The 26,401-nt window shown below is 64.9% G+C and carries 25 protein-coding genes; 13 read left to right on the top strand and 12 right to left on the bottom strand.

Going from position 1 to position 26,401, the window contains the following annotated elements; all coding sequences use genetic code 11:
- Nucleotides 1-2: 2 nt before the first annotated feature.
- Entirely contained in the window at nucleotides 3-287 is a 285-nt protein-coding gene (locus CHU93_RS15080) for an FAD assembly factor SdhE (protein ID WP_094474982.1), read from the bottom strand.
- 80 nt (nucleotides 288-367) lie between these two features.
- Here CHU93_RS15080 and recG point away from each other — a divergent pair, with 80 nt between their 5' ends.
- Nucleotides 368-2,425: an ATP-dependent DNA helicase RecG gene (gene recG / locus CHU93_RS15075; RefSeq protein WP_094474981.1), complete on the top strand. Its 2,058-nt coding sequence runs from the start codon at nucleotides 368-370 to the stop codon at nucleotides 2,423-2,425.
- 97 nt (nucleotides 2,426-2,522) lie between these two features.
- Here recG and CHU93_RS15070 read toward each other — a convergent pair whose 3' ends face one another.
- Together CHU93_RS15070 and CHU93_RS15065 are read right to left on the bottom strand one after the other, a co-directional pair.
- Nucleotides 2,523-2,837: a hypothetical protein gene (locus CHU93_RS15070; RefSeq protein WP_133064430.1), complete on the bottom strand. Its 315-nt coding sequence runs from the start codon at nucleotides 2,835-2,837 to the stop codon at nucleotides 2,523-2,525.
- Nucleotides 2,837-4,561, bottom strand: a complete 1,725-nt coding sequence (locus CHU93_RS15065) for an alpha/beta hydrolase (RefSeq protein ID WP_094474979.1) — start codon at nucleotides 4,559-4,561, stop codon at nucleotides 2,837-2,839. Before CHU93_RS15065 ends, CHU93_RS15070 begins: the two co-directional genes overlap by 1 nt.
- Before the next feature lie 223 nt (nucleotides 4,562-4,784).
- Here CHU93_RS15065 and CHU93_RS18145 point away from each other — a divergent pair, with 223 nt between their 5' ends.
- Nucleotides 4,785-4,913 (top strand): hypothetical protein, encoded by a 129-nt coding sequence (locus CHU93_RS18145; protein WP_279354572.1) that lies wholly within the window; start codon nucleotides 4,785-4,787, stop codon nucleotides 4,911-4,913.
- A gap of 4 nt (nucleotides 4,914-4,917) precedes the next feature.
- On the opposite strand, the gene CHU93_RS15060 is transcribed toward CHU93_RS18145, so the two are convergent.
- Entirely contained in the window at nucleotides 4,918-6,285 is a 1,368-nt protein-coding gene (locus CHU93_RS15060; RefSeq protein WP_094474978.1) for a M28 family peptidase, read from the bottom strand.
- A 169-nt stretch (nucleotides 6,286-6,454) separates the two neighbouring features.
- On the opposite strand from CHU93_RS15060, the gene ettA reads away from it, so the two are divergent.
- Both ettA and CHU93_RS15050 read left to right on the top strand, forming a co-directional pair.
- Entirely contained in the window at nucleotides 6,455-8,134 is a 1,680-nt protein-coding gene (ettA, locus tag CHU93_RS15055; protein WP_094474977.1) for an energy-dependent translational throttle protein EttA, read from the top strand.
- Nucleotides 8,135-8,258: 124 nt separating this feature from the next.
- Nucleotides 8,259-9,314, top strand: a complete 1,056-nt coding sequence (locus tag CHU93_RS15050) for a TetR/AcrR family transcriptional regulator (protein WP_165768770.1) — start codon at nucleotides 8,259-8,261, stop codon at nucleotides 9,312-9,314.
- An 892-nt stretch (nucleotides 9,315-10,206) separates the two neighbouring features.
- Here CHU93_RS15050 and CHU93_RS15045 read toward each other — a convergent pair.
- The 3 genes from CHU93_RS15045 to CHU93_RS15035 all read right to left on the bottom strand — a co-directional run bounded on the left by CHU93_RS15045 (nucleotide 10,207) and on the right by CHU93_RS15035 (nucleotide 14,212).
- The gene (locus tag CHU93_RS15045) at nucleotides 10,207-10,809 is read right to left on the bottom strand and encodes a pyridoxamine 5'-phosphate oxidase family protein (protein WP_243375713.1); all 603 of its coding nucleotides are present in this window, start codon (nucleotides 10,807-10,809) and stop codon (nucleotides 10,207-10,209) included.
- Nucleotides 10,806-13,601 carry a tetratricopeptide repeat protein gene (locus CHU93_RS15040; protein WP_165768769.1) on the bottom strand — a complete coding sequence of 932 codons (2,796 nt, stop codon included), beginning with the start codon at nucleotides 13,599-13,601 and terminating at the stop codon, nucleotides 10,806-10,808. The genes CHU93_RS15045 and CHU93_RS15040 overlap by 4 nt, the downstream gene beginning before the upstream one ends.
- Nucleotides 13,602-13,696: 95 nt before the next feature.
- On the bottom strand, nucleotides 13,697-14,212 hold the full coding sequence (locus CHU93_RS15035) for a RidA family protein (RefSeq protein WP_094474974.1): 516 nt from the start codon (nucleotides 14,210-14,212) through the stop codon (nucleotides 13,697-13,699).
- A 143-nt stretch (nucleotides 14,213-14,355) separates the two neighbouring features.
- On the opposite strand from CHU93_RS15035, the gene CHU93_RS15030 reads away from it, so the two are divergent.
- Nucleotides 14,356-15,579, top strand: a complete 1,224-nt coding sequence (locus CHU93_RS15030) for a serine hydrolase domain-containing protein (protein WP_094475067.1) — start codon at nucleotides 14,356-14,358, stop codon at nucleotides 15,577-15,579.
- A gap of 4 nt (nucleotides 15,580-15,583) precedes the next feature.
- Here the strand turns inward: CHU93_RS15030 and CHU93_RS15025 are convergent, their stop codons facing one another.
- The 4 genes from CHU93_RS15025 to CHU93_RS15010 form a co-directional block, all read right to left on the bottom strand.
- Nucleotides 15,584-16,147 carry a hypothetical protein gene (locus CHU93_RS15025; RefSeq protein WP_133064429.1) on the bottom strand — a complete coding sequence of 188 codons (564 nt, stop codon included), beginning with the start codon at nucleotides 16,145-16,147 and terminating at the stop codon, nucleotides 15,584-15,586.
- 79 nt (nucleotides 16,148-16,226) lie between these two features.
- Complete coding sequence (locus CHU93_RS15020) at nucleotides 16,227-16,901, bottom strand: HAD family hydrolase (protein WP_165768768.1); 675 nt, start codon at nucleotides 16,899-16,901, stop codon at nucleotides 16,227-16,229.
- An 83-nt stretch (nucleotides 16,902-16,984) separates the two neighbouring features.
- Nucleotides 16,985-17,329 carry a hypothetical protein gene (locus CHU93_RS15015; protein ID WP_165768767.1) on the bottom strand — a complete coding sequence of 115 codons (345 nt, stop codon included), beginning with the start codon at nucleotides 17,327-17,329 and terminating at the stop codon, nucleotides 16,985-16,987.
- A gap of 122 nt (nucleotides 17,330-17,451) precedes the next feature.
- Nucleotides 17,452-18,972, bottom strand: a complete 1,521-nt coding sequence (locus CHU93_RS15010; RefSeq protein ID WP_094474970.1) for a fumarate hydratase — start codon at nucleotides 18,970-18,972, stop codon at nucleotides 17,452-17,454.
- 457 nt (nucleotides 18,973-19,429) lie between these two features.
- Here CHU93_RS15010 and CHU93_RS15005 point away from each other — a divergent pair, with 457 nt between their 5' ends.
- The 6 genes from CHU93_RS15005 to CHU93_RS14985 all read left to right on the top strand — a co-directional run bounded on the left by CHU93_RS15005 (nucleotide 19,430) and on the right by CHU93_RS14985 (nucleotide 24,336).
- Nucleotides 19,430-19,618: a hypothetical protein gene (locus CHU93_RS15005; RefSeq protein ID WP_094474969.1), complete on the top strand. Its 189-nt coding sequence runs from the start codon at nucleotides 19,430-19,432 to the stop codon at nucleotides 19,616-19,618.
- Between the two features lie 480 nt (nucleotides 19,619-20,098).
- Nucleotides 20,099-22,048, top strand: a complete 1,950-nt coding sequence (locus tag CHU93_RS15000; protein WP_094474968.1) for a ribonucleoside-diphosphate reductase subunit alpha — start codon at nucleotides 20,099-20,101, stop codon at nucleotides 22,046-22,048.
- A gap of 54 nt (nucleotides 22,049-22,102) precedes the next feature.
- Entirely contained in the window at nucleotides 22,103-22,591 is a 489-nt protein-coding gene (locus tag CHU93_RS17360; RefSeq protein WP_133064427.1) for a hypothetical protein, read from the top strand.
- A gap of 27 nt (nucleotides 22,592-22,618) precedes the next feature.
- Complete coding sequence (locus tag CHU93_RS14995; RefSeq protein ID WP_086117598.1) at nucleotides 22,619-23,671, top strand: ribonucleotide-diphosphate reductase subunit beta; 1,053 nt, start codon at nucleotides 22,619-22,621, stop codon at nucleotides 23,669-23,671.
- 129 nt (nucleotides 23,672-23,800) lie between these two features.
- Complete coding sequence (locus tag CHU93_RS14990; RefSeq protein WP_243375712.1) at nucleotides 23,801-24,037, top strand: type II toxin-antitoxin system CcdA family antitoxin; 237 nt, start codon at nucleotides 23,801-23,803, stop codon at nucleotides 24,035-24,037.
- The gene (locus CHU93_RS14985; RefSeq protein WP_094474967.1) at nucleotides 24,037-24,336 is read left to right on the top strand and encodes a CcdB family protein; all 300 of its coding nucleotides are present in this window, start codon (nucleotides 24,037-24,039) and stop codon (nucleotides 24,334-24,336) included. The genes CHU93_RS14990 and CHU93_RS14985 overlap by 1 nt, the downstream gene beginning before the upstream one ends.
- Nucleotides 24,337-24,934: 598 nt before the next feature.
- Here CHU93_RS14985 and CHU93_RS14980 read toward each other — a convergent pair.
- Entirely contained in the window at nucleotides 24,935-25,612 is a 678-nt protein-coding gene (locus CHU93_RS14980; protein ID WP_094474966.1) for a S24 family peptidase, read from the bottom strand.
- A 152-nt stretch (nucleotides 25,613-25,764) separates the two neighbouring features.
- Here CHU93_RS14980 and CHU93_RS14975 point away from each other — a divergent pair, with 152 nt between their 5' ends.
- Together CHU93_RS14975 and CHU93_RS14970 are read left to right on the top strand one after the other, a co-directional pair.
- Nucleotides 25,765-25,977: a hypothetical protein gene (locus CHU93_RS14975; RefSeq protein WP_086117595.1), complete on the top strand. Its 213-nt coding sequence runs from the start codon at nucleotides 25,765-25,767 to the stop codon at nucleotides 25,975-25,977.
- Entirely contained in the window at nucleotides 25,961-26,284 is a 324-nt protein-coding gene (locus CHU93_RS14970; protein WP_133064426.1) for a hypothetical protein, read from the top strand. Before CHU93_RS14975 ends, CHU93_RS14970 begins: the two co-directional genes overlap by 17 nt.
- The last annotated feature ends 117 nt before the right edge of the window (nucleotides 26,285-26,401 follow it).

Here is a 26,401-nt window from a genome sequence, read left to right as displayed (position 1 = left end):
CTTCAGCGGCTGATCTCGACGAAATCCAGCTTCATCAGCGCCTGCATCCACGGTCCATCGAGATAGGCCGGCGGCGGCGTGGTGCCAAAGGCCCAGGCGAGGATATCGACATCCTGTTCCTGCAGGATCACTTCAAACCAGGCCATGGCGGCTTCGTCCCAACTGGCATGATGCCGGTCGAAAAAGCCGCCGACCACCAGATCGGCTTCCTTGGTGCCGCGGTGCCAGGCGCGATATTTGGCGCGGCGAAGGCGCAGGGCCAGATCATCGGGCAGATTGTCGTTCATGGCACTGGCCTCTTCACAAACGATAATGCCGCGCGGGCGTTTCAAATGGCCAGCGCGGTGCTATCTGATGGGGCATAGCCATGCGCCCGGATATCCTCAACCCATTGTTCGCCGAAGTCAGCGCCCTGAAGGGCGTTGGATCGGCGCAGGTGCGGCAATTGGCGCGGCTGAAGATCGCCCGGGTGATCGATCTGGCCTTTCACCTGCCGACGATGATGATCGAGCGCCAGTCGGTGGAGCGGCTGGACGAGACGCTGGTGGGGCAGCCGGTGATCGTGCCGCTGACCCCGGCGCGGCATGACCGGGGCGGGCCGCGCAGCCCGCTGCGCGTCGCGGCGGTGGACCGGGGCGGGCAATGGGTGGACCTCGTCTATTTCGGGCAGACGGCGAGCTGGGCGCAGACGCGGCTGCCGATTGGCGTCGAAAAGCGCATCACCGGCAAGCTCGACCGTTATGGCCAGAAGTTGCAGATCGCCCATCCCGAGGTGGCGGCGATGGATGCCGGCCCGCCGGGGCAGACGCGCGAGCCGGTCTATCCACTGACCGAAGGGGTGACCAACCGGCGCATGGGCCAGTTGGTGGCCGAGGCGCTGGGCCGGGTGCCCGCGCTGCCGGAATGGATCGAACCCAGCGTGCTGGCGCGGCAGGGCTGGGCCGGCTTTGCCGAGAGCCTGGCCGCGGCGCACCGGATGGAAAGGGGCCGCGACCGCCTGGCCTATGACGAGTTGCTGGCCAACCAACTGGCGTTGATGCTGGTGCGGCAGCGGGCGCGCAGCCGCAAGGGCCGCGCGCTGCCGGGCACCGGGCAACTGGCCGACGCACTGCGCAGCCGGCTGCCCTGGCCGCTGACCGGGGCGCAGACCCGGGTGATCGGCGAGATTTTGGGGGACATGGCGCAGGCCGAGCCGATGCTGCGGCTGGTGCAGGGCGATGTCGGTTCGGGCAAGACGCTGGTGGCGCTGTTTGCCTGCCTGGCCGCGATTGAATCGGGCGCGCAGGCGGCGTTGCTGGCGCCGACCGAGATTTTGGCGCGCCAGCATCATGCGACGCTGATCAAGCTGGGCGCTGATTTGGGCATCCGCATCGCGCTGCTGACCGGGCGGGACAAGGGCAAGGTGCGCGAGCAGTTGCTGGCCGATCTGGCGGCGGGGCGCATCAACCTGCTGGTCGGCACCCACGCCATCTTCCAGGAGGCGGTGGATTATCATGATCTTGGCCTGGTGGTGGTGGACGAACAGCACCGCTTTGGCGTGGCGCAGCGGCTGACGCTGGCGGCCAAGGGGCGCACGCCGCCACATGTGCTGGCGATGACGGCCACGCCGATCCCGCGCAGCCTGGCGCTGACCCGCTTTGGCGAGATGGACCAGAGCATGATCGACGAGCGTCCGCCCGGCCGGCAGCCGATCGAGACGCGGGTGATGGGGCCGGAGCGGCTGGAGGAGCTGATCGCCGGGCTGGCGCGGCATGTTGAGGGTGGCGGCCAGGCCTATTGGGTGTGCCCGCTGGTGGAAGGCAGCGAGGATGCGGACGAGGCGGCGGCGACCACGCGCGCGGCGTTTTTGAAGGCGCGGCTGGGCGAAGCGCGCGTGGGGCTGGTGCACGGCCAGATGAAGGGGCCGGAGAAAGACGCGGTGATGGCGGATTTCGCCGCCGGGCGCCTCGCGCTGCTGGTGGCGACCACGGTGATCGAAGTGGGGGTGGATGTGCCCAACGCCACGCTGATGATCATCGAGGCGGCGGAGCGTTTTGGCCTGGCACAGTTGCACCAGTTGCGTGGCCGGGTGGGGCGGGGCAGCGGCCTGTCGCGCTGCCTGCTGCTGCGGGGGGACGAACTGTCGGAAACGGCGCGCAGCCGGCTGAAGCTGATGCGGGAGACCAATGACGGCTTTCGCATTGCCGAGGAGGATCTGAAGCTGCGCGGGGCGGGCGAGATATTGGGCACGCGCCAATCGGGGGAGGAGGCATTCCGCTTTGCCGATCCGGTCCGGGTGCAGCACTATGTGGGCATGGCGCGGGCCGATGCGCGGCTGTTGCTGGACCGGGATGGCGGGCTGGACGGTGCGCGCGGGCAGGCGGCGCGGCTGTTGCTCTATCTGTTTGATCGGGATGCCGGCGTGGCCATGCTGCGCGGCGGGTGAAGAGGGGTTGGGGGGCTTTGCGTTGCGCCCCGACGCCAGTGGCCCCTCCGTCGCCTTCGGCGCCACCTCCCCGCCCTGCGGGCAGGGAGGACCTATATCATGCCACGACTTGCCGGCAGTGCGGGCATTTGTGGCGGGGAAAGATGGTGAGGCCGTTCACCATCAGCCGCTTGCCACAGGCCGGGCACTTGATCAGCCAGATCAGCAGCAGGTTCAGCGCCAGTGCCAGTGGCGACAGGATGATGCCAACGAGGCGCAGCGGCTGGGGCCAGGGCAACAGCCAGAAGAGCAGCGGCAGCAGCACCGCCTGCAGCATCTGGTTGCGCTGCACGCGATACAGGCCAGGCAGCGGCCCCGCCACGGGGGTTGGCGTGACCGGTTCCCGGGCAGGGCGACGCGGCTGGCGAGCCATCAGTAACGCCAACTCGTCAGATCAGCCCCCTTGGGTGCGGCGGCTTCGATGCGTTTCAGGATCTTGTCCACATACATGGTGTGGTACCGCAGGCGGCTGATCTTGTTGGGCTGATTGGGATCGCCATTCCAGCAATGTTCGGCGCGGTCACCATAGGCAATTTCGCCCAGGAAGGGCGGATCGGCGGTTTTCAGGAAATCCTCCGCCAGATAGACGGCGTTGTTGAGATAATAATTGTCCATGTCACCGACATAGAGGAAGACCTTGTCGCGGATCTTGGGGCCCAGCGTTTTCCAGTCGCGCTTCATGATGTGGACGAGATCGAAGTTTTCGCGCCAATATTCGGCGACCTTGGGATCAATCTCGCCGGTGCGCTTGTTGAAGATGCGCTGGGGATAGCCATCGGGCCCCTGCGGGGAATAGACCGCTTCCCAGATATCCCACTGCTGGCCAGAGCGTGACTTGTCCCCCAGCACCAGTTCCAGCCGCTGTTCCTGTTCCACCGTGTAATCGACATGGCCGAGATAGTTGCGGTGGGCCGGGCGCGGCACCTTGCCGAACGGGCCAACGCGCCAGAAGGCGTTCTTGTCGGCATAGAGGTTGATGTTGGTATATTGGCGGAAATCAATGGGATCGGGGCAGGCGGCAAAGGCGCCGTTGAATTCATCGGGATAGAACATCTGGACGGCGAGCGCCTCCCACCCGCCGGTGGAGCCGCCATAGGTGAAGCGCGCCCAGCCCTGGCCCAGCCCGCGGAACCTGGCCTCCAGCGCCGGCACGAATTCCTTCATGATGGCATCGCCATAGGGGCCGAGATTGGCGGAGTTCACCGCATAGCTGTCGTCATAATAGGGATTGCTGTGGTCAATCTCGACGATGAGGAAGCGCGGAAAACTGTCGGACGTCCAGCGCTTGTAGAGATCAAACGCCTCCTGCTCCTCGATCCGGTTGTAACAGGGTTCGGAAAAGCGCGGGGCCGGCACGCACGGGGTGTTGGGATCGGGCGGCGTGGTGCGGAAGCCGCCGAAATCGGCCGGGAAATGGCCGTGGTTGATGATCAGCGGGTAGCGCGCCTCGGGGTGTTTGTCGAAATCCTTGGGCACCAGCACATGGCCGGTGATGAACACATCGGTGCCCCAGAATTTGCTCAGGCGTTCTGATCTGATCTTGAAATGGCGGACAAATTCGCTGTCCTTCGGCTGCTCCACCGGCGGGATGACCTTGGTCAGCGGGATGGTGACGACCGATTTGCTGGCCGGATCAAACGTCACCTTCATCGGTTCGGAGAGGAGGTTGCCCGGCTCTTCGCGCCAGTTCTGGCCGGCGCCGCGGGCGGCCGGCAGTTTCACGCTGTGACCGGTCGCCAGATTGTAGGTCTGATATTTGTGGAGGACGGCCTGCACCGTGTAGGTGCCGGCCGGCACCTGGGCCAGATCTTCGGCCGGATAGCCCAGCACGCCCTTGCCGATCGTCGCGCTGCCGCCGGGCTTCAGACCATCGACATTGATGCCCAGCACCTGCGGCGCATCGGCGCCGAGCTTGACCTGAAAGCGCGGCTCCCTGGTGGCATCGGGCGTGATGATCAGGATCAGCCGGCCATCTGTGCTGGCATCGACACCGGCTGTCGGCATGGTGATGCGGAATTCGGTCGCACCGGCCGTGCCCGCCAGCAGCAGTGCCGCCATGCCCACCACGCCGCGCCCGATGATTGCCCGATTTGTCATGCCCGTTCCCCAAAAACCCCGGGGCCAAAACCCCTTTGGTTGCCGCACGTTACAACAGCGCCCGGCTCCGTCAATCCTGCCGGCGAACCGCTGCCTCCGGAAATGCCATGTTTACCAATATGTTGCGTCTGGTTTCCATGGTTAACAAAAGCTACTGGGGCTGGTCGCTGCGGTCGCGATGGGGTAAAAGGCCGGCGAAATATCCCGTGTAAGGCGTACCCCAATGATGGAATCCCTGCTATCCTCCGACATCACCTTTGTGCTGTTCTCGCTGCTGCTCGGGGCCTTGATCGGCGCGTTCGGCGAGCGCATGCGCCGCGAACGGCAAGACCCGTTCCATCACAAGGATTGAGCCTCTATTTCGTGCGCAGCGGCCGGTCGTCGCTGGCCGCAAGCCAGATCGCCGCCGTCCACGCCGCGACATTCTGATCGAGCTGGGCGCGGTCCGCCTTGTCCAGCGTGTCATCGGGGGTGTGGTGGACATCGAAATAGCGTGTGCCGTCCTGATTGAGCGACAAGACGCCGGTGCCCAGCGCCGCCAGCGGGCCGACATCGGCACCACCGCCGGCCTTGTTGCCGGCATCGGGCTGGATGCCCAGCGGCGCCAGCACGGCGCCGATCTCGCCGAACAGCGGCACGCCAGCTTCGGCAACCCTTGATCCCACTTGCCAGATGCGATCGGCGCCGAAATCGCTTTCGCCGGCCAGCACGATTTGTTCTTGCCTGTGCGCTTCGGCATAGGCGCGGCCGCCGACAACACCGATTTCTTCGGAACCCCACAGCACGACGCGGATGGTGCGGCGTGGGCTTTGGCCGGTGCGGGCGGTTTCGGCCTTGATGGTGGCAGCGGCCGCCAGCGTGATGGCCACGCCGGCGCCATCATCGAACACGCCCTGGCCGATGTCCCACGAGTCGAGATGGCCGCCGAGCACGACGACCTCATTGGCGACGCTGCCGGGGATTTCGCCGGAGACATTGGCCGATTGGCCGGGGCGGCTGGTGGGGGTGGAGATGAGCTTCACCTCCAGCCGGCCGGCGGCGCAGCGGCGGGCGACGAGTTCGGCATCGGGCAGCGCCAGGGCGACGGCCGGAATGGGCGCGGTGCCGGCCGGGAAGCTGGTGGAGCCGGTGTGCGGGTTGCGGTGATAATCGGTGCCCAGGCTGCGGATCATCACGGCGGCGGCCCCCTTTTGCGCTGCCAGCGCCGGGCCGGCCCGCCGTACGGCGCCGTTGATGCCATAGCTGCTGCCATCCTGGGTGACGGTCATGCGGTGATCGATGAAGATGATGCGGCCCTTCACTTCGCTTTCGGGGGCGGCGCGCAGGGCGGCGAGATTGTCGAAACAGCTGACCGGTGCGGTGATGCCGGTGGCCGGCGTGGCACCGGAGCCGCCCAGCGCCGCGATGGCCAGCCGGTGGTTGCTGCCGATGATGCTGGCCTGTTCCTGGCCGCGTTCCCAGACGGTGATGGGAAAGGCTTCCTCTCGGATGTTGGTGAGGCCGAGTTTCTGCATGGCGGCCTTTGCCCAGCCGCGGCCACGGCCTTCCGCCTCCGTGCCGGCGAGGCGGGGGCCGACATTGTCGGTCAGGTCAACCAGCAGCGGCCAGGCCGGGTTGGCGGCCAGCGCCGCATCGCGCAGGCGCACGGCGGTTTCGATGCGGCCTGCAGGCTGGGCCAGTGCCGGGGCGGCGAGCAGCAGGGCGGCGAGGAGCAGAGGGCGCATGGGCGGGCCTTTTTGCGGGTTCGGATGATGTGCCCTGCTGGGGGTTTGCCGGCCTGCCGGCAAGCTGGTGAATTGCGCATGCGCGGGCGATTTGCCCGGTTTGCGCGTTGGCCGGCCTTCGGTTAAAGGCGGCGCCACATTCCCACCTTCTGAATTCGGAGCCGAGCCCGTGGCCTATCAATATGCGTTCGTGATGAAGGGTCTTTCCAAGACCTATCCCGGCGCCCAGAAGCCCTGTTTCCGCGACATCACCCTGTCGTTCCTGCCGGGCGCCAAGATCGCCATCATCGGCCCCAACGGCGCCGGCAAATCGACGCTGATGAAGGTGATGGCCGGCATCGACAAGGAATATCAGGGCGAAGCCTGGGCGGCCGAAGGCGTGCGCGTGGGTTATCTGCCGCAGGAACCGCAATTGGATCCCAACAAGACCGTCAAGCAGAACGTGATGGACGGCGTGCGCGGCGTGGCCGACCTGGTGGACCGGTTCAATGCCATCAGCGCCGAAATGGCCGATCCGCAGGACGACACCGATTTCGATGCCCTGATGGCCGAGATGGGCGATCTGCAGGAAAAGATCGACGCCGTGGACGGGTGGACGCTGGACAACCAGCTGGAAATCGCCATGGACGCGCTGCGCTGCCCGCCCGGCGATTGGGGCGTGGAAAGCCTGTCGGGCGGGGAACGCCGCCGCGTGGCGCTGTGCAAGCTGCTGCTGGAAAAGCCGGAAATCCTGCTGCTCGACGAACCGACCAACCACCTCGATGCCGAAAGCGTCGCCTGGCTGGAAAATCACCTGCAGGAATATAAGGGCATGGTGATCCTGGTCACCCACGACCGCTATTTCCTTGATAATGTGGTGAAGTGGGTGCTGGAACTGGATCGCGGCCGCGCCATTCCGTTTGAAGGCAATTATTCGGATTGGCTGGAGGCCAAGCAGAAGCGCCTGGCGCAGGAAGAGCGCGAGGACGCCAGCCGCGAAAAGGCCATCAAGCAGGAGCTGGAGTGGATCCGGGCCAGCCCGAAGGCGCGCCAGACCAAGAGCAAGGCGCGTATCAAGGCCTTTGACGAACTGGTGGAAAAGCAGGCCAACCGCCGCTTGGGCGAAGCGCAGATCCTGATCCAGATCCCGGAACGGCTGGGCAACAAGGTGATCGAGGTCAACAATGTCTCCAAGGCCTATGGTGACAAGCTGTTGTTTGAAAATCTGAGCTTCAGCCTGCCGCCAGGCGGCATCGTGGGCGTGATCGGGCCGAACGGGGCGGGCAAGTCCACGCTGTTCCGCATGATCACCGGCCAGGAAACGCCGGACAGCGGCGACATCACCATCGGTGACACGGTGAAGCTGGCCTATGTTGACCAGAGCCGCGACGCCCTGAACCCCACTGCCACGGTGTGGGAGGAAATCTCCCAGGGCAATGACAAATTCTATTTCGGCAAGAACGAGGTGTTGACCCGCGCCTATGTCGGCGCGTTCAACTTCAAGGGTGTGGACCAGCAGAAGAAGGTTGGCCAGCTTTCGGGCGGTGAACGCAACCGCGTGCACATGGCCAAGATGCTGGTGAAGGGCGGCAACGTGCTGCTGCTCGACGAACCGACCAACGATCTGGACGTCGAAACCCTGCGCGCGCTGGAAGAGGCGCTGGAAAGCTTTGCCGGCTGCGCCGTGGTCATCAGCCACGACCGCTTCTTCCTTGACCGCCTTGCCACCCACATCCTGGCCTTTGAAGGCGACAGCCATGTCGAGTGGTTCGAAGGCAATTTCGAGATGTATGAGGAAGACAAGCGCCGCCGGCTGGGTGATGCGGCCGACCGTCCGCACGCGCTGACGTACAAGAAGTTGACGCGCTAAAGCCTTGATCTGAAATCATGTTCGGGCGGGTTTGGCAATGGCCGAGCCCGCCCGAATGCGTTTGGGAGCCATGTTCTGGCCATGGCGCTTGCCATGTCGGCCATTTCGTGTCACACCAAGTGACATGAAGGCACATCAAGTGACACAAATGCCGAATCTGCGCCAGCAGCAGAAGGCTGCCACCACGGATCTGATTCTGGATGCGGTGGGCAATTGCCTGGCCGATACCGGCCTTGCCGAGTTGAGCATTGAGATGGTGGCCGATGCCGCGGGCATCGCCAAGCGCACCATCTATCGCCATTTTGCCACACGCGAATTGATGCTGGAGGCGTGGTGGGCCCGTCACAAGCAGAGCATCAATCAGGAGCAATTTCCGGACACCGCCGCCGCACTGGCGGCCTTTGCGCGCCGGGCTTTTCCCAAATTCGATGAGGAGGCGACGATCATGCGGGGGATGGTGTTGTCTGAACAGGGGCGGGCCATGACCCTGGCGGCCAATCAGAAGCGCATGCAGGCCATCCGGGCGGCTGTTCGGGACGGTGCGGGTGACTTGCCGGAACCCCAGGCCACACGGCTGGCGGCGACGGTGCAACTGCTGCAATCGGCGACCGCCTGGCTGACGATGCGCGAATATTGGGGGCTGAGCGGCGAGGAGGCTGGTGAGGCGGCGGCGCAGGCGATCGAGGCGTTGTTCGCCGCTGCCGCCGGCCGCACATCAGGCCGCATTTTCCACGCGCCGATCCCGGCGGTTGATCCGCCGCGGGTTGCACGTGTGCTGGCGGCAATCTGGTCGGGCCAGGTCATGCCGTTCGATCCCGTTCCGGGTGCCCTGGTGGTGCTGGCTGGCGATGCCCATGGGTCTGCGATCGAGGTGTATCCCGCCACCACCTGCCTGGTGCCTGGGCAGGACGACGCGATGTTCGACAGCCGCGATCGGGCCGATCCGGGGCCGGCGGGTGTCCATCTTGCCCTTGCCACCCAGTTGGGCGAGGCGGAACTCCATGCGCTTGCCGCTCAGGAGGGGTGGCGTTCGGTTCGCTGTTCGCGCGGCGGGTTGTTCGATGTGATCGAATTCTGGCTGGAAAACCGGTTCATGGTCGAGCTGCTGACGCCCGACATGCAGGCAGCCTATCGGGCGGGTTCATCGCCGGATGCCTGGCGCGAGGCCCTGAAATCATGAGCCGGCCAGCCCGTCTGCGATCGGGCTGACCGGCCAAGATCCGCTTCACATTTTTTTTCGCATGCGCGCGGCTGCTTTCGGGGGGGTGGCCGTGGCCGATCCCCTTTTGCCCCTTCGCATCACTGGTTCAACAGGAGAACATCATGAAGACGAAGTTGTTCGGCGCGGCCGTGGCCGCGTTGCTGTCATCCCATGCCCTTGCGGCAGTGACCAGCTACTCGGGGTTGGATGATGGCGAGGTGGTTGGTGGCGGCAGTGCCAATGCCTCGGTGGCACAGGCCGGCTTGTTGGCGGCTGCCGCGGGCTATGGACCCGTGCTGACCAATTATTTCGACCTGGTCGGGCTTGGCTTCAATGCCGGCTTCGCAATGCCTGGAGCCAATGTTGCGTTGGCTGCAGTCGACCTTGGGCCGGGCCGGTCTGGCGTCACCAATATGCAGCTCAACCCGCCGGGAACGGGCCTGCATGGATATAGCACCATCGAATCCAACACCGACAATGCACGCTGGCTGGGCTTTCCGGGTGGCACGGCCACCTTCTCACTCAACCGGCCATCAAACAGCTTCGGCTTCTTTTTCACAGGCGTGGAAAGCGGTCTGAACCCCTTGCTGTCGATCAGCTTCAATGGCGCGGGCGGGCAAGTGCTGAACGCTCCGACCACGGTCAATGGCGGGGTCGGCTATTTCGGTTTCACCTCGGATGATCCGTTTGATCAGGTCAGCATCAGCCGGTCTGGCGGCGACAACTGGGGCATCGACGGCGTCACCTTCAACGGCGTTGCGGGTGTGCCTGAGCCATCGAGCTGGCCTGGGCTTTGGCCTGACCGGCCACGGGCTGCGGCGGCGCGCACGGGTGGTTGCCGCCTGACGCCGCGGGCGGGCGGGCGCCGGGATCACGGCGCCCGCCATTCCCCCGCCCAGCCATCGCACGCACGAAACAGCGCCCGGCGGTGGCCGCTGTTGGCGAGGTGGAGCCAGTCGATCGCCGTCACCTCCACCCACAGGGTGGCGAAATTGGCGCGGGCCGGGATGATCTGGTCGGGCGTTGGCTGCTGGCCCTCGATCCAGGCCGGCAGTCCGGAGGACGGGCCGGGCAGGGGGGTGCCGGGGGCGGATTCAGCGAGGTAGCAGCGGCGGGCGAAGAGGGTGGACTGGTTCCAGATGCCATCGACGGTTTCCCCATCGGTCAGCACGCGGCCGGTGCCGGCGAGGCGCAGCTGCATCTGTTCGGTTGGGTGATAGGCCAGCACCGCCACTGGCTTGCCATCCAGTTCGGCCACCTTGGGGCTGCGCGCATCGGTGTGGAAGCGCAGGGTGGCGGCGGTGGGATCGGCCTTTCTGAGCACCATCACCCGGGCCTGGGGCAGGCCATCGGCATCGGCGCTGCACACCACCGGCGTGTGCAGCGGGCTTTTGCGGTCGGCGCCGCCGCGCACCAGCAGGCCCCAGGCATGGGCCAGGATGGCGGGCAGGCTGTCACGGTCGGTCAGGCTCATTTCTTCAAGGTGATCCCATAGCGGGCGAACATGCGGTCAACCTGCGGGTCGAGGCGGCGGGCGATGGCCAGATCGCGGGCCCCTTCGGCTGCACGGCCAAGGCGGGCGAGCAGCGCGGCGCGCAGAAAGCGGCTTTCCAGCAGGTCGGGTTCAAGCGCCAGCGCGGCATCGACATCGGCCAGCGCCTTGTCGTTCTGGCCCAGTTGCGTCCAGGCCAGCGCCCGGGAATCGAGCACGCCGGCGTTGCCGCCCAGTTCCAGCGCCTTGCTGCAATCGGTGATGGCGCTGTCCAGCTGCTGCTTGCGCTGGGCCTTCATGTAGCAGCGGGCATTGTGCAGGCGCCAGTTGCCCGGCGTGGCGGCAATCAGCCGGTCCAGCATGGCCAGCGCATCGGCCACATCGCCAAATTCGCCTTGCAGCGCAGCGCGGCTGATCTCGTAATCTTCCTTTTCTTCGCCGCCGACGGCGATGCGTTCATCCAACAGGGCCAGCGCATCGGCCAGCTTGCCCTGTTCGGCCAGCGTCATGGCCAGGGTTTCAATGCCGCGGCCGTTGGCCGGATCCAGATCATGGCCTGCCTGGGCCTGGGCCAGGGCACCGACGGCATCGCCCAGCTTGCCCAGCGCATTGGCAAGATTGAGGTGACGCTGGGCCGTGGGGGCCAGTTCGACCGCCTTGCGATAATCATCGCGCGCGCCGGCGAAATTGCCGGCGTTGTAGCGGAAGCGGCCGCGTGCCTGCCAGCTGTCGGCATCGTCGGGATCGATGGCGATCTGATCGGCGAAAATCGCTTCGGCGGCGGCAATCTGGGTGGCGCCGGCGGGATCCTGGCCATTCACATCGAAATAGCGGCGGGCCTCGCGGGTGGCGATCAGGCGCGGCGCGCTGGCCTTGGCCTTAGCCAGCCGATCCCGTTCGGCGGCCACGGCGCTGGCCGGGATTTCGAGGCCAAAACTGTCCATCCGTTCGGTCATGGTGGCCGTGCTGCCAGCCAGGCTGGCGCTGCGCACCAGCCTTTCACCCCGGATGGTGCCATCAAAGCCCGGTGTGCCATCCAGCGTGATGCCGCGGCCATTGTCGGGCAGCTTGACGGTGAGGTTCCAGGCCACGCCACTGGGCAGATCGGTCATCACCGGGATTTGCGCCCAGGCCGGGCGGCCGCGATCCACCTTCCAGTCGATGCGGCCCAGCAGCTTGTCGAGCGCGCGTGTGTGGCGCTGGCCATCGGCCTGCCATTGTTCATCCAGCACGGCGCTTGCGGTGATGGTGACGGTGCCGGCTTCGGCATCGCTGCTGGCGGCGGCCTTGCCAACATCGACATTGCCCAGCTGGTTGCGCAGCAGCCGGGCGATCAGATCATGGGTTTCCTTCGGCCCCAGGCCGCCGGCGGCCGCGTTATATTGCACGGCCCCACGGCCGGTCAGCACCAGCTTCACCTGTGCCACCGGATCCAGATCGATGGCGGCGCTTTCATCCACCACCATGTCCACCGACAGGCTGGGCCGGCCATTGGGGTGCATCTTCAGCGGCATCAGGCTGGCGCCCTTGGCGCGCAGCGGCAGCACGTTGAAGAAGGGCGGCGTGTCGCGGATGTCGGCCAGCCGGTCGCCGCTGCTGGTGCCATCCAGCCACAGGCTTTCCCCGTTCACCTGCGCACGCACCAGCACATGGTTGAACGCCAGCGCACTGGGCAGGCGCACCGACACCAGATCGCCCTGGCCGATGTTGGCCAGCACGGCTTCGGCCTCGATCCCCATTTCGTGCAGCAGGGCGAGCAGCAGCAGGGTTTTCGCCTTGCAGTCGCCATAGCGGGCCGACCAGGTCTGATCAGGCGATTGCGGCACATAATTGCCGCCATTCATGGTGACGGCGAGATAGCGCACCTTGTCCTGCACCAGTTGCAGGGCGCGCTGGGTGCGCTCCAGCGGGTTGGGGGTGGCAGCCATGATCGCGGCCACTTCGGCCTTGAGCGGGCTGCCCGGCTTGATCAGGCCCCTGGTGGCATAAAGCGGGGCCATGACGCTGGCGACCTCTGCCCAGCTGGCAAAGCTTGAAACCTCCACCAGCGGCGGGCGCTTGAAACGGCCGGGCGCATTGGTGGGGATTTCGGCCGGCTTGGCCACGGGCAGCGAATAGCTGATCTGCTGATAGCCGCCAGCCGTGCTGATCTGGGGCGTGATGCCGGATTGCAGGGCCTGATAGCCGGGCGCCTTGCCGGCCGGCCAGCTCAGCAGCAGCCGGCCAAAGCCCAGCCGGGTTGGCTGGGGCAGCAGCAAGCCGGCGCCCTGGACATGGCCGCCCAGCGCCTTGTCGCTGCCGGTGATGGAATAGGCGAGGCGCAGCATGTCGCCCACCTGCAGCCCTTCCACATCCAGCGTGGCGGTGAGCACGCCTGTCACCATCTGCTGTTCCAGATTGGCTTCGCGGCGCAGCACGGCAAAGCGTTGGCCCTTGGCGATGAGATCGATCATCTGGCCGGCGCGGATGATCTCCAGCTTGTGGATGATGAGATCGCCCTTGTCGGGCACCCAGGGCAGGGTGAGGGAAGTTTGCTTGCCCAGCTCCTCGGCATTGGCGATGCGGCGGACGACATCGCTGTAGGACCAGCTGGACGCGCCTTCATAGCGCTGCTGGCTGTCGAACAGCACCAGGGGCGGCAGGCCGGGCGTGGTTGGAATGGCCGCCGGCTGCACCCAGGCCGGGGCGGGCTGATACAGCGGTTCGGTGCCGGCGATGGCCGCGGTGGAGGCCAGCAGGGCCGCCACAACCGGCGGCAGACAGGTGCGAATCAAACGATATTCCCTTGGCCAATGTTCCAGCGACCCGGCCATGGTTGTGGCGCGCAACTAATGGCAAGGTCAATGGCCGTGGCAGAATGTGCCGGGCGTCATTTCACCTCGATGATGGCATCCACCTCCACCGGCCAGCCGCGCGGCAGGCTGCCGGCGCCGGCGGCGACGCGGGGCGCCTTGCCGGCATCGCCAAAGGCGGTGACCATCACTTCGGAAAAGCCGTTCATCACCTCCGGATGCTGGGTGAATTCGGGCGTGGCGTTGACGAGGCCCATCACCTTCACGACGCGCTTCACCTTGGAGAGGTCGCCCAGCTGGGCCTTGATCGTCGCCAGCATGCACAGCGCCACCTTGGCGGCATTGGCCTTGCCGGCGGCGACATCCATCGTGTCGCCCAGGCGGCCGGCGGCGCCGGCCGGGCATTCGCCATGGCCGGCCAGGAACAACAGCTTGCCCACGCGCGCGGCGGGCACATAGAGGCCGATCGGCGCATTTGGCGGCGGCAGGGTAAGGCCGGCGGCGGCCAGACGCTGCTCCGGCGTGGCGGCCGGCGTCTTGGCAGCGACCGGGATGGCGAGCAGCAGGGCGAGCGAGAATAGGGCGGTGCGCATGACGGGGCCTCCTTGCCGGGCGTGTGGTGCAGGCCTAGCATCGCTGGCACACAACACCAAGGGGAGGGGTTGCCTGTGCGGGCGACCGGGGCGACATGAACTTCACATCATCTGCGCATGTTGCAGGCTATCCCCATGAAAACATGATGGATGCCGCCGCCAGCGATCCGGTGGCGATGGGCTGGATGGCGGGATCGCCGCCGCCGGCCGCCACCCAGGTGCGCTGGGATGATGGATCGATGTGGCGCTTTCCCCAGTATCGCTGGGGCTTTTCCCATATGCGCGAACTGGTGCCGACGGCCGCCATCCCGCGCGCTGGCGACGTGAGCCCGCTGCCATTGGCGCTGCGCGATGAGCTGGACGATGTGACGCTGACCACGCTGGCCGGGCAGGCCATGAGCTGGCGGCAATCGCTGGCGGCGACCTATACGGACGCCATTCTGGTGCTGCACCATGGCCGGGTGGTGTATGAACGCTGGTTCGGTGTGACCCGGCCCGACACGCAGCATATCCTGTTTTCGGTGACGAAAAGCTTTGTCGGGTTGGCGGCCGAGATGCTGATTGCGGCAGGCAAGCTGACAGATGATGCGAAGGCCGCCAACTATGTGCCTGAGCTGCAAGGATCGGGCCTGGGCAATGCCACGGTGCGCCAGATTCTCGACATGCGCACTGGCCTTGCTTTCTCGGAAGATTATGTCGCCGGGCAGCAGGGCCTGTCGGACGTGCAGCGCATGAGCATTGCCGGGGCGTGGATGCCCCGCCTGGCCGGCTATGACGGGCCGGATGGGCATTTCGCCTTTGTCGCCAGCCTGGGGCAGGATGTGCCGCACGGTGGGGATTTCGTCTATCGCACGCCCAACACCACCGCGCTGCAATGGCTGGTGGAGCGGGTGAGCGGCCTGCCGCTGGCCGCGCTGATCCGCGACTGGTTCTGGCAGCCGATGGGGATGGAGGCGGATGCGGCCATCGCTGTGGACCGGCTGGGCACCGCCTTTGGCGGTGGCGGGCTGATGGCATCCCTGCGCGATATCGCCCGGGTGGGGGAAATGATGCGGCTGGGCGGGCGCTGGAACGGGCGCCAGATCGTGCCGCAGGCGGTGGTGGCGCGGATCTTCCGGGGCGGCGATCCGGCCGCCTTTGCCCATGTGAACTATCCCGGCAACCCCGATGGCAGCTATGCCAGCCAATGGTGGCACCGCGCCGGCGGCCAGGCCATGGCGCTGGGCGTGCATGGCCAGGGCATTTATGTTGATCGGGCGGCCGGCGTGGTGATCGCCCGGCTGGGCAGTCACCCGGTGGCCAGCAACCGCGGCAACATGGGGGTGACGATCCCGGCCTACGACGCGCTGGTGGCGGCGCTGGGCTGATGGCTCAGTTGCCGCTCAGCACCAGTTGCACCGCGCCTGGTTCCAGCGTGCTGAGCGCGCGGCGGGCGCTGCGGGCCAGCATATCGGATGGCATGGTGACGGCATCGGCGACAATGCGGCTCGCCATGGTGCAGACGCGGCGGCGATCGGGCAGGCTGGCGAAACCATTGTAGAGCCTGGTCATTGCCGCATCGTGGCGGGCCGCCCCGGCCTGCCCGTGCAGGCTGCGATAGCGCGCCTGCTCGGCGGCATAGGCATCGTTCAGCAAGCTGCGATGGCTCTTGAGCATCTGGTTGTAATTGTCTGTGATCGAACGATCATTGCAGATCAGTGCCGCAACGTTCAGGCCGCCGCGCAAGGCCCACATGACCTCGGCGCTGGCGGCCCGTTCCGGTTCGGGCGTCGGGGCCGGTGCGGGCGCCAGCATGGCCGGTGGCAGAGGGGCCGGGGCGATGGCGATGGGGCGCGGCGGGGCGTCATTTGCCGTGCAGGCTGCCAGCGCAAGGCTCGCCGCCAGCAGTGCCCAGCGTTGCGCTGTTGCTGCTGCCATGCCGATCCGTCCCGCCATGATAGTCCCTCTCCCTCAGGTGCTGTGGCGGCACTGAAGCCGTTGGCGGCTTGCGCCAGGCTGAACATGCCTGGCTGCGTCAGCCTGCCGCGCGCAGCCAGGCGGCCACGGTGTCGAGATCGGGGGCAACCGCCAGCAACCGGGCGCGTATGTCGGGCGTGGCGGGCAGAAGATCGGGCACCATCACCACCTGGCAGCCGGCGCCATGGGCGGAGAGGACGCCGTTGTGACTGTCTTCCAGGGCGAGGCATTGGGCGGGGTCGAAGCCAAGCCGGGCGGCTCCGGCAAGATAGGGATCGGGATGCGGCTTGCCGCGGTCGACATCATCACAGCCAATAATCGTGACGAAATGCTCCAGCAGTCCGACAGGGCCGAGAAGGCTGCGGGCCAGATCATGTTCGGAACTGGTGACCACGGCACATGGTAAGCCGCTATCCTTCAGTTGGCCTACCAGTGCACCGGCGCCGGGCTTGAGCGGCCTCAATGGACCCCATTCATCGCGGATGCGCTGCCGCACCTCGGCCCGCATCGCGTCATAATCCAGGCCGGGGCCAAAACGTTCGAGCATGATCGCCCGGCTGGCCGGTTCGGGCCGCCCGATCAGCAGGGCATAATCGTCGGCAACCATGGCAAAGCCCAGATCCGCCATCACGGCCAGCATGGCATCGCGGATCAGCCGCTCGGTGTCGAGCAGCAGGCCATCCATGTCGAACAGGACGGCGGCGGGGCGGCCAGGCAAGGGGGAGGCGGTCATCGCCACTGCCATGGCGGTGATGGCAGCGCGGCGCAAGCCGTCAGCGAAATCGATGCGCCGGCGATCGCACGGCAGGCGATGGTTCAGCGCGCTGCCAGACGATAGAGATCCATCTCGGCATTGGTGCCGCGCAGGCCGTTGGGCTGATCGTCGTGGCTGCGGCTGAGGGTGCGGGCGATCATGGCCTGCGCCTTGCAGAATTCCGGCTGCCTGGCCTGCTGCTCGAATCGGGTGCGCGCTGCCACCAGATCGGCGGCCAGCGCCGCTTGCCAATCCGCGCCATGCACCGCCTGGTAGCGGGCAGCCATGACCTGGCCGGCCTGTCGCAATGGTGCGGCCAGGCGTTGCGCCACATCCGGGCGATAACGCGCCACCATCTGTTGGTGCCGGCCCGTGCAGCGGGCTTCCGCCACTGCCAGCGCGATCATGGTTTCGGTCTTTGGCGGCAATCTGGCCGGGTCGGGCTGGCTGGCTGCAGGGCTGGCCTGCAGGGCCAAAAGGGGCAGCAGAAGCGTTGAAAACAACATTTTCACAATATCCCGTCCATGTTTCATGCTGGCTGTTTTGCCCGCGCCGCCGCAATGCGTTCGCGCCAGTCGGCCGGGCCGGATTTGTGGACGCTGGTGCCTTCGGAATCGACCGCAACAGTCACCGGCATGTCCTTGACATCAAATTCGTAAATCGCCTCCATGCCCAGATCCTCAAAGGCCAGCACGCGGGCGCCCTTGATGGCCTTTGAGACGAGATAGGCGGCGCCGCCGACGGCCATCAGATAGGCGGCCTTGTGGCGGGCGATGGCCTCGATCCCGGCTGGCCCGCGTTCGGCCTTGCCGATCATGGCGATGAGGCCGGTTTTGGCCAGCATGGTTTCGGTGAACTTGTCCATGCGGGTGGCGGTGGTGGGGCCGGCGGGGCCAACCACCTCGTCGCGCACCGGATCGACCGGGCCGACATAATAGATGACGCGGTTGGTGAAATCGACCGGCAGCGTCTCGCCCCTGGCCAGCATGTCGACCATGCGCTTGTGGGCGGCGTCGCGGCCGGTGAGCATCTTGCCGTTGAGGAGCAGCCGGTCGCCGGGCTTCCAGCTGGCCACTTCGGCCGGGGTCAGCGTATCGAGATTGACCGGCTTCGACGCCTTGTCCGGCGTCCAGTTCACCTTTGGCCAGTCTTCCAGCGCCGGCGGCTCCAGATAGGCCGGGCCGTTGCCGGTCAGGGTGAAATGGGCGTGCCGGGTGGCAGCGCAATTGGGGATCATGGCGATCGGCTTGGAGGCGGCGTGGGTCGGCGTGTCGAGGATCTTCACATCGAGCACGGTGGACAGGCCGCCCAACCCTTGCGCGCCAATGCCGAGATCGTTGACCGCGTCATACAGCTCGATGCGCAGCTCCTCGATCGGGCTGTTGGGGCCGCGGGCCTTCAGCTCGGCCATGTCGATCGGGTCCATCAGCGATTCCTTGGCCAGCAGCATGGCCTTTTCCGCCGAGCCGCCGATACCGATGCCGAGCATGCCGGGCGGGCACCAGCCGGCGCCCATCAACGGCACGGTGTTGACCACCCAGTCGCGGATGGAATCGCTGGGGTTCAGCATGGCGAACTTGGCCTTGTTCTCCGATCCGCCGCCCTTGGCCGAGACGATGATCTCGACATGATCGCCCGGCACCATTTCGATGTGGACAACGGCCGGCGTGTTATCGCGGGTGTTGACCCGGGTGAAGGCGGGATCGGCGACGATGGAGGCCCTGAGCTTGTTTTCCGGATGGAGATAGGCGCGGCGCACGCCTTCGTTCACCATTTCCTGAACAGTTTTCGTGGCTTGCCAGCGGACGTTCATGCCGATCTTCACGAAGGCGACAACAATCCCGGTGTCCTGGCAGATCGGGCGATGGCCTTCGGCGCACATGCGGCTGTTGGTGAGGATCTGGGCGATGGCATCCTTGGCCGCCGGGGACTGTTCCAGCTCATAGGTGGTGCCCAGTGCCCGGATATAATCCATCGGGTGGAAATAGCTGATATATTGCAGCGCATCGGCAACGGATTCGATGACATCTTCCTCGCGGATCACGGTCATGGGTTTGCCTCCTGAACTGGCATCGACACGCGGCGCGGCGCTTGGCCACAGCCTTGGCCCAACTGATAGGCCGGCTGGCGCAGCGGGTAAAGTTTGGGCCGCTGCTGTGGCGGATTTTCATAAGCCGTGGGCTAGCCCACGGTCAGGCGAATGGAGCCTTGCTTCTGTGGATGAATCGTCGCTGATTCGACCATTTCGGGGCACGTCAAGCGAACAATGGACTTGCGCTGGAATCTGGTGACGTAAATATTAACCGCGAGTTCGGAGCCCGCCAGCAACACTTTGCGCTGGTCAAAAGGAAAAAGGCAGCCCGTTGGCGCGGGCTGCCTTCAACCGGGCCTCTGAATTTCACGCGGCAGTTTCACGTCCGGCACGCGTGATCGTCAATCGGTCGGCCTGCGCACAATGCGCACGCTGACCGATTGACGTCAAGCCGGCTCCTAAAGGAGCTCTCTCAATGTTTAAGTTCAATCCGGAAAATCCAGCCCCCTTCACCGACGAGATCGTCCTCTATGTCCGTCGTCGGCTGGCGGAGGGTTGGTTTCAACACGTGATCGCAGCCGAACTCGGCTGGAATCAAGGGCGTGTGTCTGAGATCAACACAGGCAAGCGTGGTGTCGGAGTGCAGCAGCAGTTGCCTCTGTAGTATAGACATATACCGAGGGCGGCCAGCCGGATCACCTCCGGTTTGGCTGGCCGCCATTGGTTTTTTGAAGGCGTACCTGCAGGTCAGGTTGGGCAAAGTCCTTCGACTTTTGCGTGTGCATGCGGCCTCGATGAAGACGGCGCTCCGCCAAAAATTCCCCGTACCTGCCATCACAAGTCACTCTTTGCCGGCAAGCCCTTGATTGGCCAAGGACGGGCCCGCGGCCTGTGGATGAATCGCCGCCGATTCAACCATTTCGGGGCACGTCAAGCAAACAATGGACTTGCGTCGTGACTCGGCTGTGGCACTATTGATGGTGTTTCGGCGACCATCAGACACAAGTTGTGGTGGTTGCGGGGCGGGGGACAGAACAGCAGCCGGGCGGGGTTGCTGTGTATATCGGGGACAAATGTTGCTGCGGCAACAAAGAGACGTGACCCCGGTTTGTTCCCCTCCTATGATTGAGGGGCGAAAAAAGACATGAGCGAGTTTCGAATGACAGACAGCAGCGCCACTCTGACCCCGGAGCGCACTGAAGAGGGCGGCGACGCGCTGGCGGCCAACCTGGCCCAGGGCGTGCTGGCAGCGGCTGCCGCTGCGGCGGCGCAGTCGCGGCCCGGCACCAGCGAAATCATGCCGTGGAAGTTCCCGGTGACGGTCGATCGCAGCCGCGATGCGCTGCTGACCGATTTCGGCAAGGACACGCTGGACGACCGCTATCTGCTGCCGGGCGAATCCTATCAGGATCTGTTTGCGCGCGTGGCGGCGGCCTATGCCGATGATGCCGATCATGCCCAGCGCATCTATGACTATGTGTCGAAGCTGTGGTTCATGCCGGCGACTCCGGTGCTCTCCAACGGCGGCACCGGCCGCGGCCTGCCGATCAGCTGCTATCTGAACAGCGTGTCGGACAGCCTGGAGGGCATTGTCGGCACCTGGAACGAGAATGTGTGGCTCGCCTCGCGCGGGGGCGGCATCGGCACCTATTGGGGCCGGGTGCGCGGCATTGGCGAGCCGGTGGGCCTGAATGGCAAGACCAGCGGCATCATCCCGTTCGTGCGGGTGATGGACAGCCTGACGCTGGCGATCAGCCAGGGCTCGCTGCGCCGCGGCTCGGCGGCCTGCTATCTCGACATCTCGCACCCGGAGATCGAGGAGTTTCTGGAAATCCGCAAGCCGTCGGGCGATTTCAACCGCAAGGCGCTGAACCTGCACCACGGCGTGCTGGTGACCGACAAGTTCATGGAAGCGGTGCGCGACGGCACCAAGTTTGACCTGGTCAGCCCCAAGACCGGCGAGAAGCGCGGCGAGGTGGATGCGCGCGGCTTGTTCACCAAGCTGGTCGAAACCCGGCTGGCGACCGGCGAGCCCTATATCATCTTCATCGACGAGGTGAACCGCACCATGCCCAAGCACCAGCGCGATCTGGGGCTGAAGGTGTCGACGTCCAACCTCTGTTCGGAAATCACCCTGCCGACGGGGCCCGACCATCTGGGCAACGACCGCACCGCCGTTTGCTGCCTGTCGAGCCTGAACATCGAGACGTGGGACGAGTGGAACGGCCACCCGCAGTTCATCGAGGATTGCATGCGCTTCCTCGACAATGTGCTGCAGGATTATATCGACCGGGCCGAGCCGGCGATGCACCGCGCCGCCTATGCCGCGATGCGCGAGCGGTCGGTGGGCCTGGGCGTGATGGGCCTGCACAGTTTCTTCCAGGCGCGCGGCATCCCGTTTGAAAGCGCCATGGCCAAGAGCTGGAACATGCGCATCTTCAAGCATATCCGCGCCCAGGTGGACCAGGCGTCGATGACGCTGGCGGCCGAGCGCGGCCCGTGCCCGGATGCGGCCGACATGGGCGTGATGGAGCGGTTCAGCTGCAAGATGGCGATCGCGCCGACGGCCAGCATCTCGATCATCTGCGGCGGCACGTCGGCCTGTGTCGAGCCGATCCCGGCCAATGTCTATACCCACAAGACGCTGTCGGGCAGCTTTGTGGTGAAGAACCCCTATCTGGAAAAGCTGCTGATTTCCAAGGCGAAAAACAGCGACGCGGTGTGGAACTCCATCCTGGAGCGCGGCGGTTCGGTGCAGCATCTGGAGTTTCTGACGCCGGAGGAAAAGGCCACCTATCGCACCGCGTTCGAGATTGATCAGCGCTGGCTGGTCGAGCTGGCGGCGGACCGCACGCCCTATATCGACCAGGCGCAGAGCCTCAACCTGTTCATCCCGGCCGATGTGGAGAAGTGGGATCTGCTCATGCTCCATTATCGTGCCTGGGAGCTGGGCATCAAATCGCTTTACTATCTGCGCTCCATGAGCGTGCAGCGCGCTGGCTTTGCCGGCGGGGTGGAGGCCGACAACACGGCGGAAGCCCCGGTGATCCAGGTGGAACGCCGCGATTATGACGAATGCCTGGCCTGCCAGTGACGGCAGGCGGCGCCGCCTTGCCCGGCCATCCCGCCGGGCAGCGCACCGGCCGGGATGCTGCCCGGCCGGAGGGACAGGGGGATTGGGCCATGGACTCCACGACCCATTGCCCAATCCCCCTCCCAATCGGCATTGGAAGAGGTTAGTGTAATGAATGCGAATAAAGCTTCCAATGCTGCCTCGACGCAGAAGAATTATCTGTTGGTTGAAGGCAATACCTTTCATGCAGTAAATGCCTACTTCATGTCTTGCGCTAAGCTGAGAAAGCCAATGTTGGTTGTTCGAAGTGAAAAGCGCTATTGGAAAGTTGAATGGGATTGCATCATTCAAGATCACGAAAAATTCAGAATTCGTTTAGAAGATAGCCAAGATGAAATTTTAGACAGCATGATAGAAAAAATTAATTCCATTTCCGATTCAGAGAGGAAACGACTGAACTGGCATGTAAAATTAGATGTTGGTTACGTCAGCGGAATATCGAAATCGGCAGCAGAGAAGTTGGCAAAAGAATACTTTGATATTCTGAATCCAGTGTTTGCCTGAACAAATTCAACGGGTAGGAAAAAATTTATGCCGCTCCTTCAAGCCTCCAAGAGCTACAAGCCGTTCGAATATCCCTGGGCTTATGATTTCTGGAAGCGCCAGCAGCAGATCCACTGGATGCCGGAGGAAGTGCCGCTGGGCGAGGATTGCCGTGACTGGGCCCAGAAGCTGACCGATCACGAGCGCAACCTGCTCACCCAGATCTTCCGCTTCTTCACCCAGGCCGATGTCGAGGTGCAGGATTGCTATCACGACAAATATGGCAGCGTGTTCAAGCCGACCGAAGTGAAGATGATGCTGACCTCGTTCTCCAACATGGAGACGATCCACATCGCGGCCTACAGCCACCTGCTCGACACGATCGGGATGCCCGAAAGCGAGTATAGCGCGTTCCTGAATTACAAGGAGATGCGCGACAAGCATGATTATATGAACACGTTTGGCGTTTCCTCCAACGAGGATATCGCCAAGACGCTGGCGATGTTCGGCGGCTTCACCGAAGGGCTGCAGCTGTTCGCCTCGTTCGCCATGCTGATGAACTTCCCGCGCTTCAACAAGATGAAGGGCATGGGGCAGATCGTCTCCTGGTCCGTCCGCGATGAATCGCTGCACTGCGAAGGCATCATCAAGCTGTTCCACACGTTCTGCGCCGAAACCGGGGTGCTGACCAACCGCATCCGCGACGACATCGCCGATGTGTGCCAGCGCACCGTGCGCCTGGAAGACGCGTTCATCGATCTGGCCTTCGAAATGGGCCCGGTGTCGGGCATGACGCCGAAGGACATCAAGAAATATGTGCGCTTCATCGCCGATTGGCGCCTGAAGCAGCTTGGCCTGCAGCCGATCTACATGATCGACGAACACCCGCTGCCGTGGCTGACGCCGCTGCTCAACGGTGTGGAACACGCCAACTTCTTCGAAGCCCGCGCCACCGAATATTCCAAGGCCGCCACCAAGGGCGACTGGAACGAAGTCTGGTCTGCCTTCGACGCCCGCAAGGCCGCCAAGGCCGCCAGCGAAGCCGTGCCGGCCAACACGGATGACCGCCAGGGCGGGCTGCTGGGGGTGGCTGCGGAGTAAGGACGGAAGAAGGGGGCCTGCGGCGGGCAGGGACGCAGTCCCTGCCCCCATTTGTTTGGGTGAGGCCCTGGTTGTCGCGGCTGGTCCGGTGCGATATGATGCGCATGAATTATGCGCATGGAGGCTTGGATGGCGACGGCAGTGACGGTGCGGAAGCCAACCAATGTGTCACTCGATCGGGCGTTGGTTGAAGAGGCCAGGGCACTGGGCATCAACCTGTCACAAGCCTGCGAGCAGGGTATCGCCCAGCAGGTATCGAAGCAGCGGGCCGAGCGTTGGCTAGCGGAAAACCAGGCGGCAATAGACTCGTCCAACGCCTATGTTGAGGCAAATGGTTTGCCATTGGCGCGGTTCCGCCAGTTCTGATGGCACGGTTTGATGTCTATGCCGGGGTTGGCGACGGCAGTCTGCTGCTCGATTGCCAGTCGGACCTGCTGAATCGGTTGAATACGCGCTTTGTCGTGCCTTTGCAGCCACCTGGGCGTGCGCCAATTCCGGCACGTCGGCTTAATCCGGAATTTGACATCGATGGCGCGCGCTATGTGATGGTCACGCAATATGCTGCGGTGCTGCAGTTACGCGATTGTGGACCCGTCGTGGGCTCGTTGGCGCAACATGATGTTGCGATCCTCAATGCGCTGGACATGTTGATCAGCGGGTACTGAACATTGATGTGCGGGTTTGGCTTGCGCCGGGCCCCTCCGCCAGCCCTTGCCTTTGCCGGGGCTGCCACCGCCCCAAACGACTTTGGGACGGTATTTTCTTGTCGGCTGATTGTCAAGGAGCGGGGGGAGTGTCGCAGTTTGGGGGTGTGTAGGACAGGGGTGGGGTTATCTGGTTGGTTTGGTTGTGATTTTCGGTTTGTGGACGGGCCCGGTGGGTGTGGTGTTGGGATTCGCTGGTGGGGTGGCGTGGCGAAACTGGGGCGTTTGGTGACCGATTTGGAGGTGGCGGTGACCGCGGATGCTGGGTTGGTGACGGCAGCCTGGCGGTGGTGGTGACCGCGATTGGGCTGTTGGTGGCAGGTTTTGGGTATGGCCCCTCCACCGCCGTTCCGGCGGTCCCCCTCCCCAAACGCGTTTGGGGAGGATCTGCGTTGGGCGTGTACGCGTGGAACGTATGGGTCCAGGGGCCTCGCCCCTGGCCGCCGGAGCCTCTCTTGCAGCCACCCCTCACCCGGGCCGCCTTCGGCGTCTCTCGACCCCGGATCAGGTCCGGGGCAGGCCTCCCTCCCAGGGGGAGAGGTGAACGCTAGGCAAAATCCTAGCCGAGTTTGCGGCCGACCCAGACGACGCGGCCGATGATATGGACGGCGGTGGGGTCGCAATCGGGCCAGGAGGGGTAGGCTTCGTTGTCGGAGCGGATGGTGAGGCGGCGGGTGGCGGGGTTGAGGGAGAGGCGTTTGACCATGAGGGCATCGTCGACGCGCAGGACGTAGATGCCGTCGCGGGAGGGGGTGCGATCGGCGGTGTCGATGAGGATCTGGTCGCCGTTGGCGAGGGTGGGGAACATGGAGTCGCCATCGACGCTGAGGATGGCGAGCTGGTCGGGCGCGCCGGGGGCGATGTCGCGGATGAAACCGGCCTGGAAGGCGATGGCGGCCGAGGGGCGTTCGCCGTCGGGCAGGGCGCCGGGTCCGGCGGAGGCGCGGACCTGGTATTGGGGGATGAGCACATAGTCTTCCGCGGCACGGGCGAGGCCGGGGCGGGGCAGCAGGGTGTGGCCGCGATCGGTGGGGCCGCCGAGCAGATGTTCGGCGATGCCGAAATGCTGGGCGAGGATGCGCCGATCGGATTCGGAGAGGCGGCGTGGGACGCCGCGTTTGATGAATTGCTGGATATAGCTGGCGTTGCGCCCAAGACGCCGCGAGAGCGAGGCATAATCCTCGCCGCGTGACGTGATCAGCGCGTCCAGCCGTTGCCGGATGGCGATGCTGTCCATGACCCACGGACCTCCTCTCTGATCCGCGAGCGGACCCATAGCAGTAGTTTTTTTCCTAGATTAGTAGGATTTTAATTTCGATAAACAGGTATTCCAACCGAATCGCGAGGGATCGGACGGAATATAGTCCATAGTTGTAGGGAGTTGACGACATGAGCCTGTTGCCTGTCGTGGAAAAATATCTTCGCGCCAATCATGTTCCGCCCTCGCGCTTTGGCCGGCTTGTGGCCGGCGATCCGCGCTTCGTCTTTGATCTGCGCCGCGGGCGGGAACCTCGGGCCGCGACCCGGGCCCGCGTGCTGGCCCATATCACGGGCGAGACGGCCGCCGCCGGTCGGGAGGTGGCCCATGCGACCGCACGCTGATCGGGTGCAGGCGGCGATCCTGCGCGCCGTGGCCGGGATGGTGACGCCGTTGGGCGTGCGCCTGCTGATCGAGGAGCTGCGCTGCCGCGACTGGGCCAGCCTGACGCTGACCGGTGGTCGGCATGAGCTGGACATCCGCTTTGACGGGCCGGGCGCGGCGGCGGCGCTGGCGCATGTGGTGGCCGTGGCGCCGGATCTGGATATCAGTATCCCCGGCCATATCCTGGCCGAGCTGGTGGTGGAGCCGGGCACGGCCGATGATGATGGTGTGGCGTTGACGATCAACGCACTGGTGATCCGCGACTGACGCGGCAGGTCGGTTGGGCGCCGAGGGGGAGAGGCGCCGGCCGGCTGCGACATGTTTGAGCATCGCTCAAAAGTCTTGCGCCGGGGCGCGCATCCCGATACTCTTGAGTCGGAATCA

It is taken from the genome of Sandarakinorhabdus cyanobacteriorum, from assembly GCF_002251755.1.
GTDB classification, from domain to species: Bacteria; Pseudomonadota; Alphaproteobacteria; order Sphingomonadales; family Sphingomonadaceae; genus Sandarakinorhabdus; species Sandarakinorhabdus cyanobacteriorum.
Note: the sequence above shows the minus strand (reverse complement) of the source record. Positions and strands in the feature narration are given on the sequence as shown.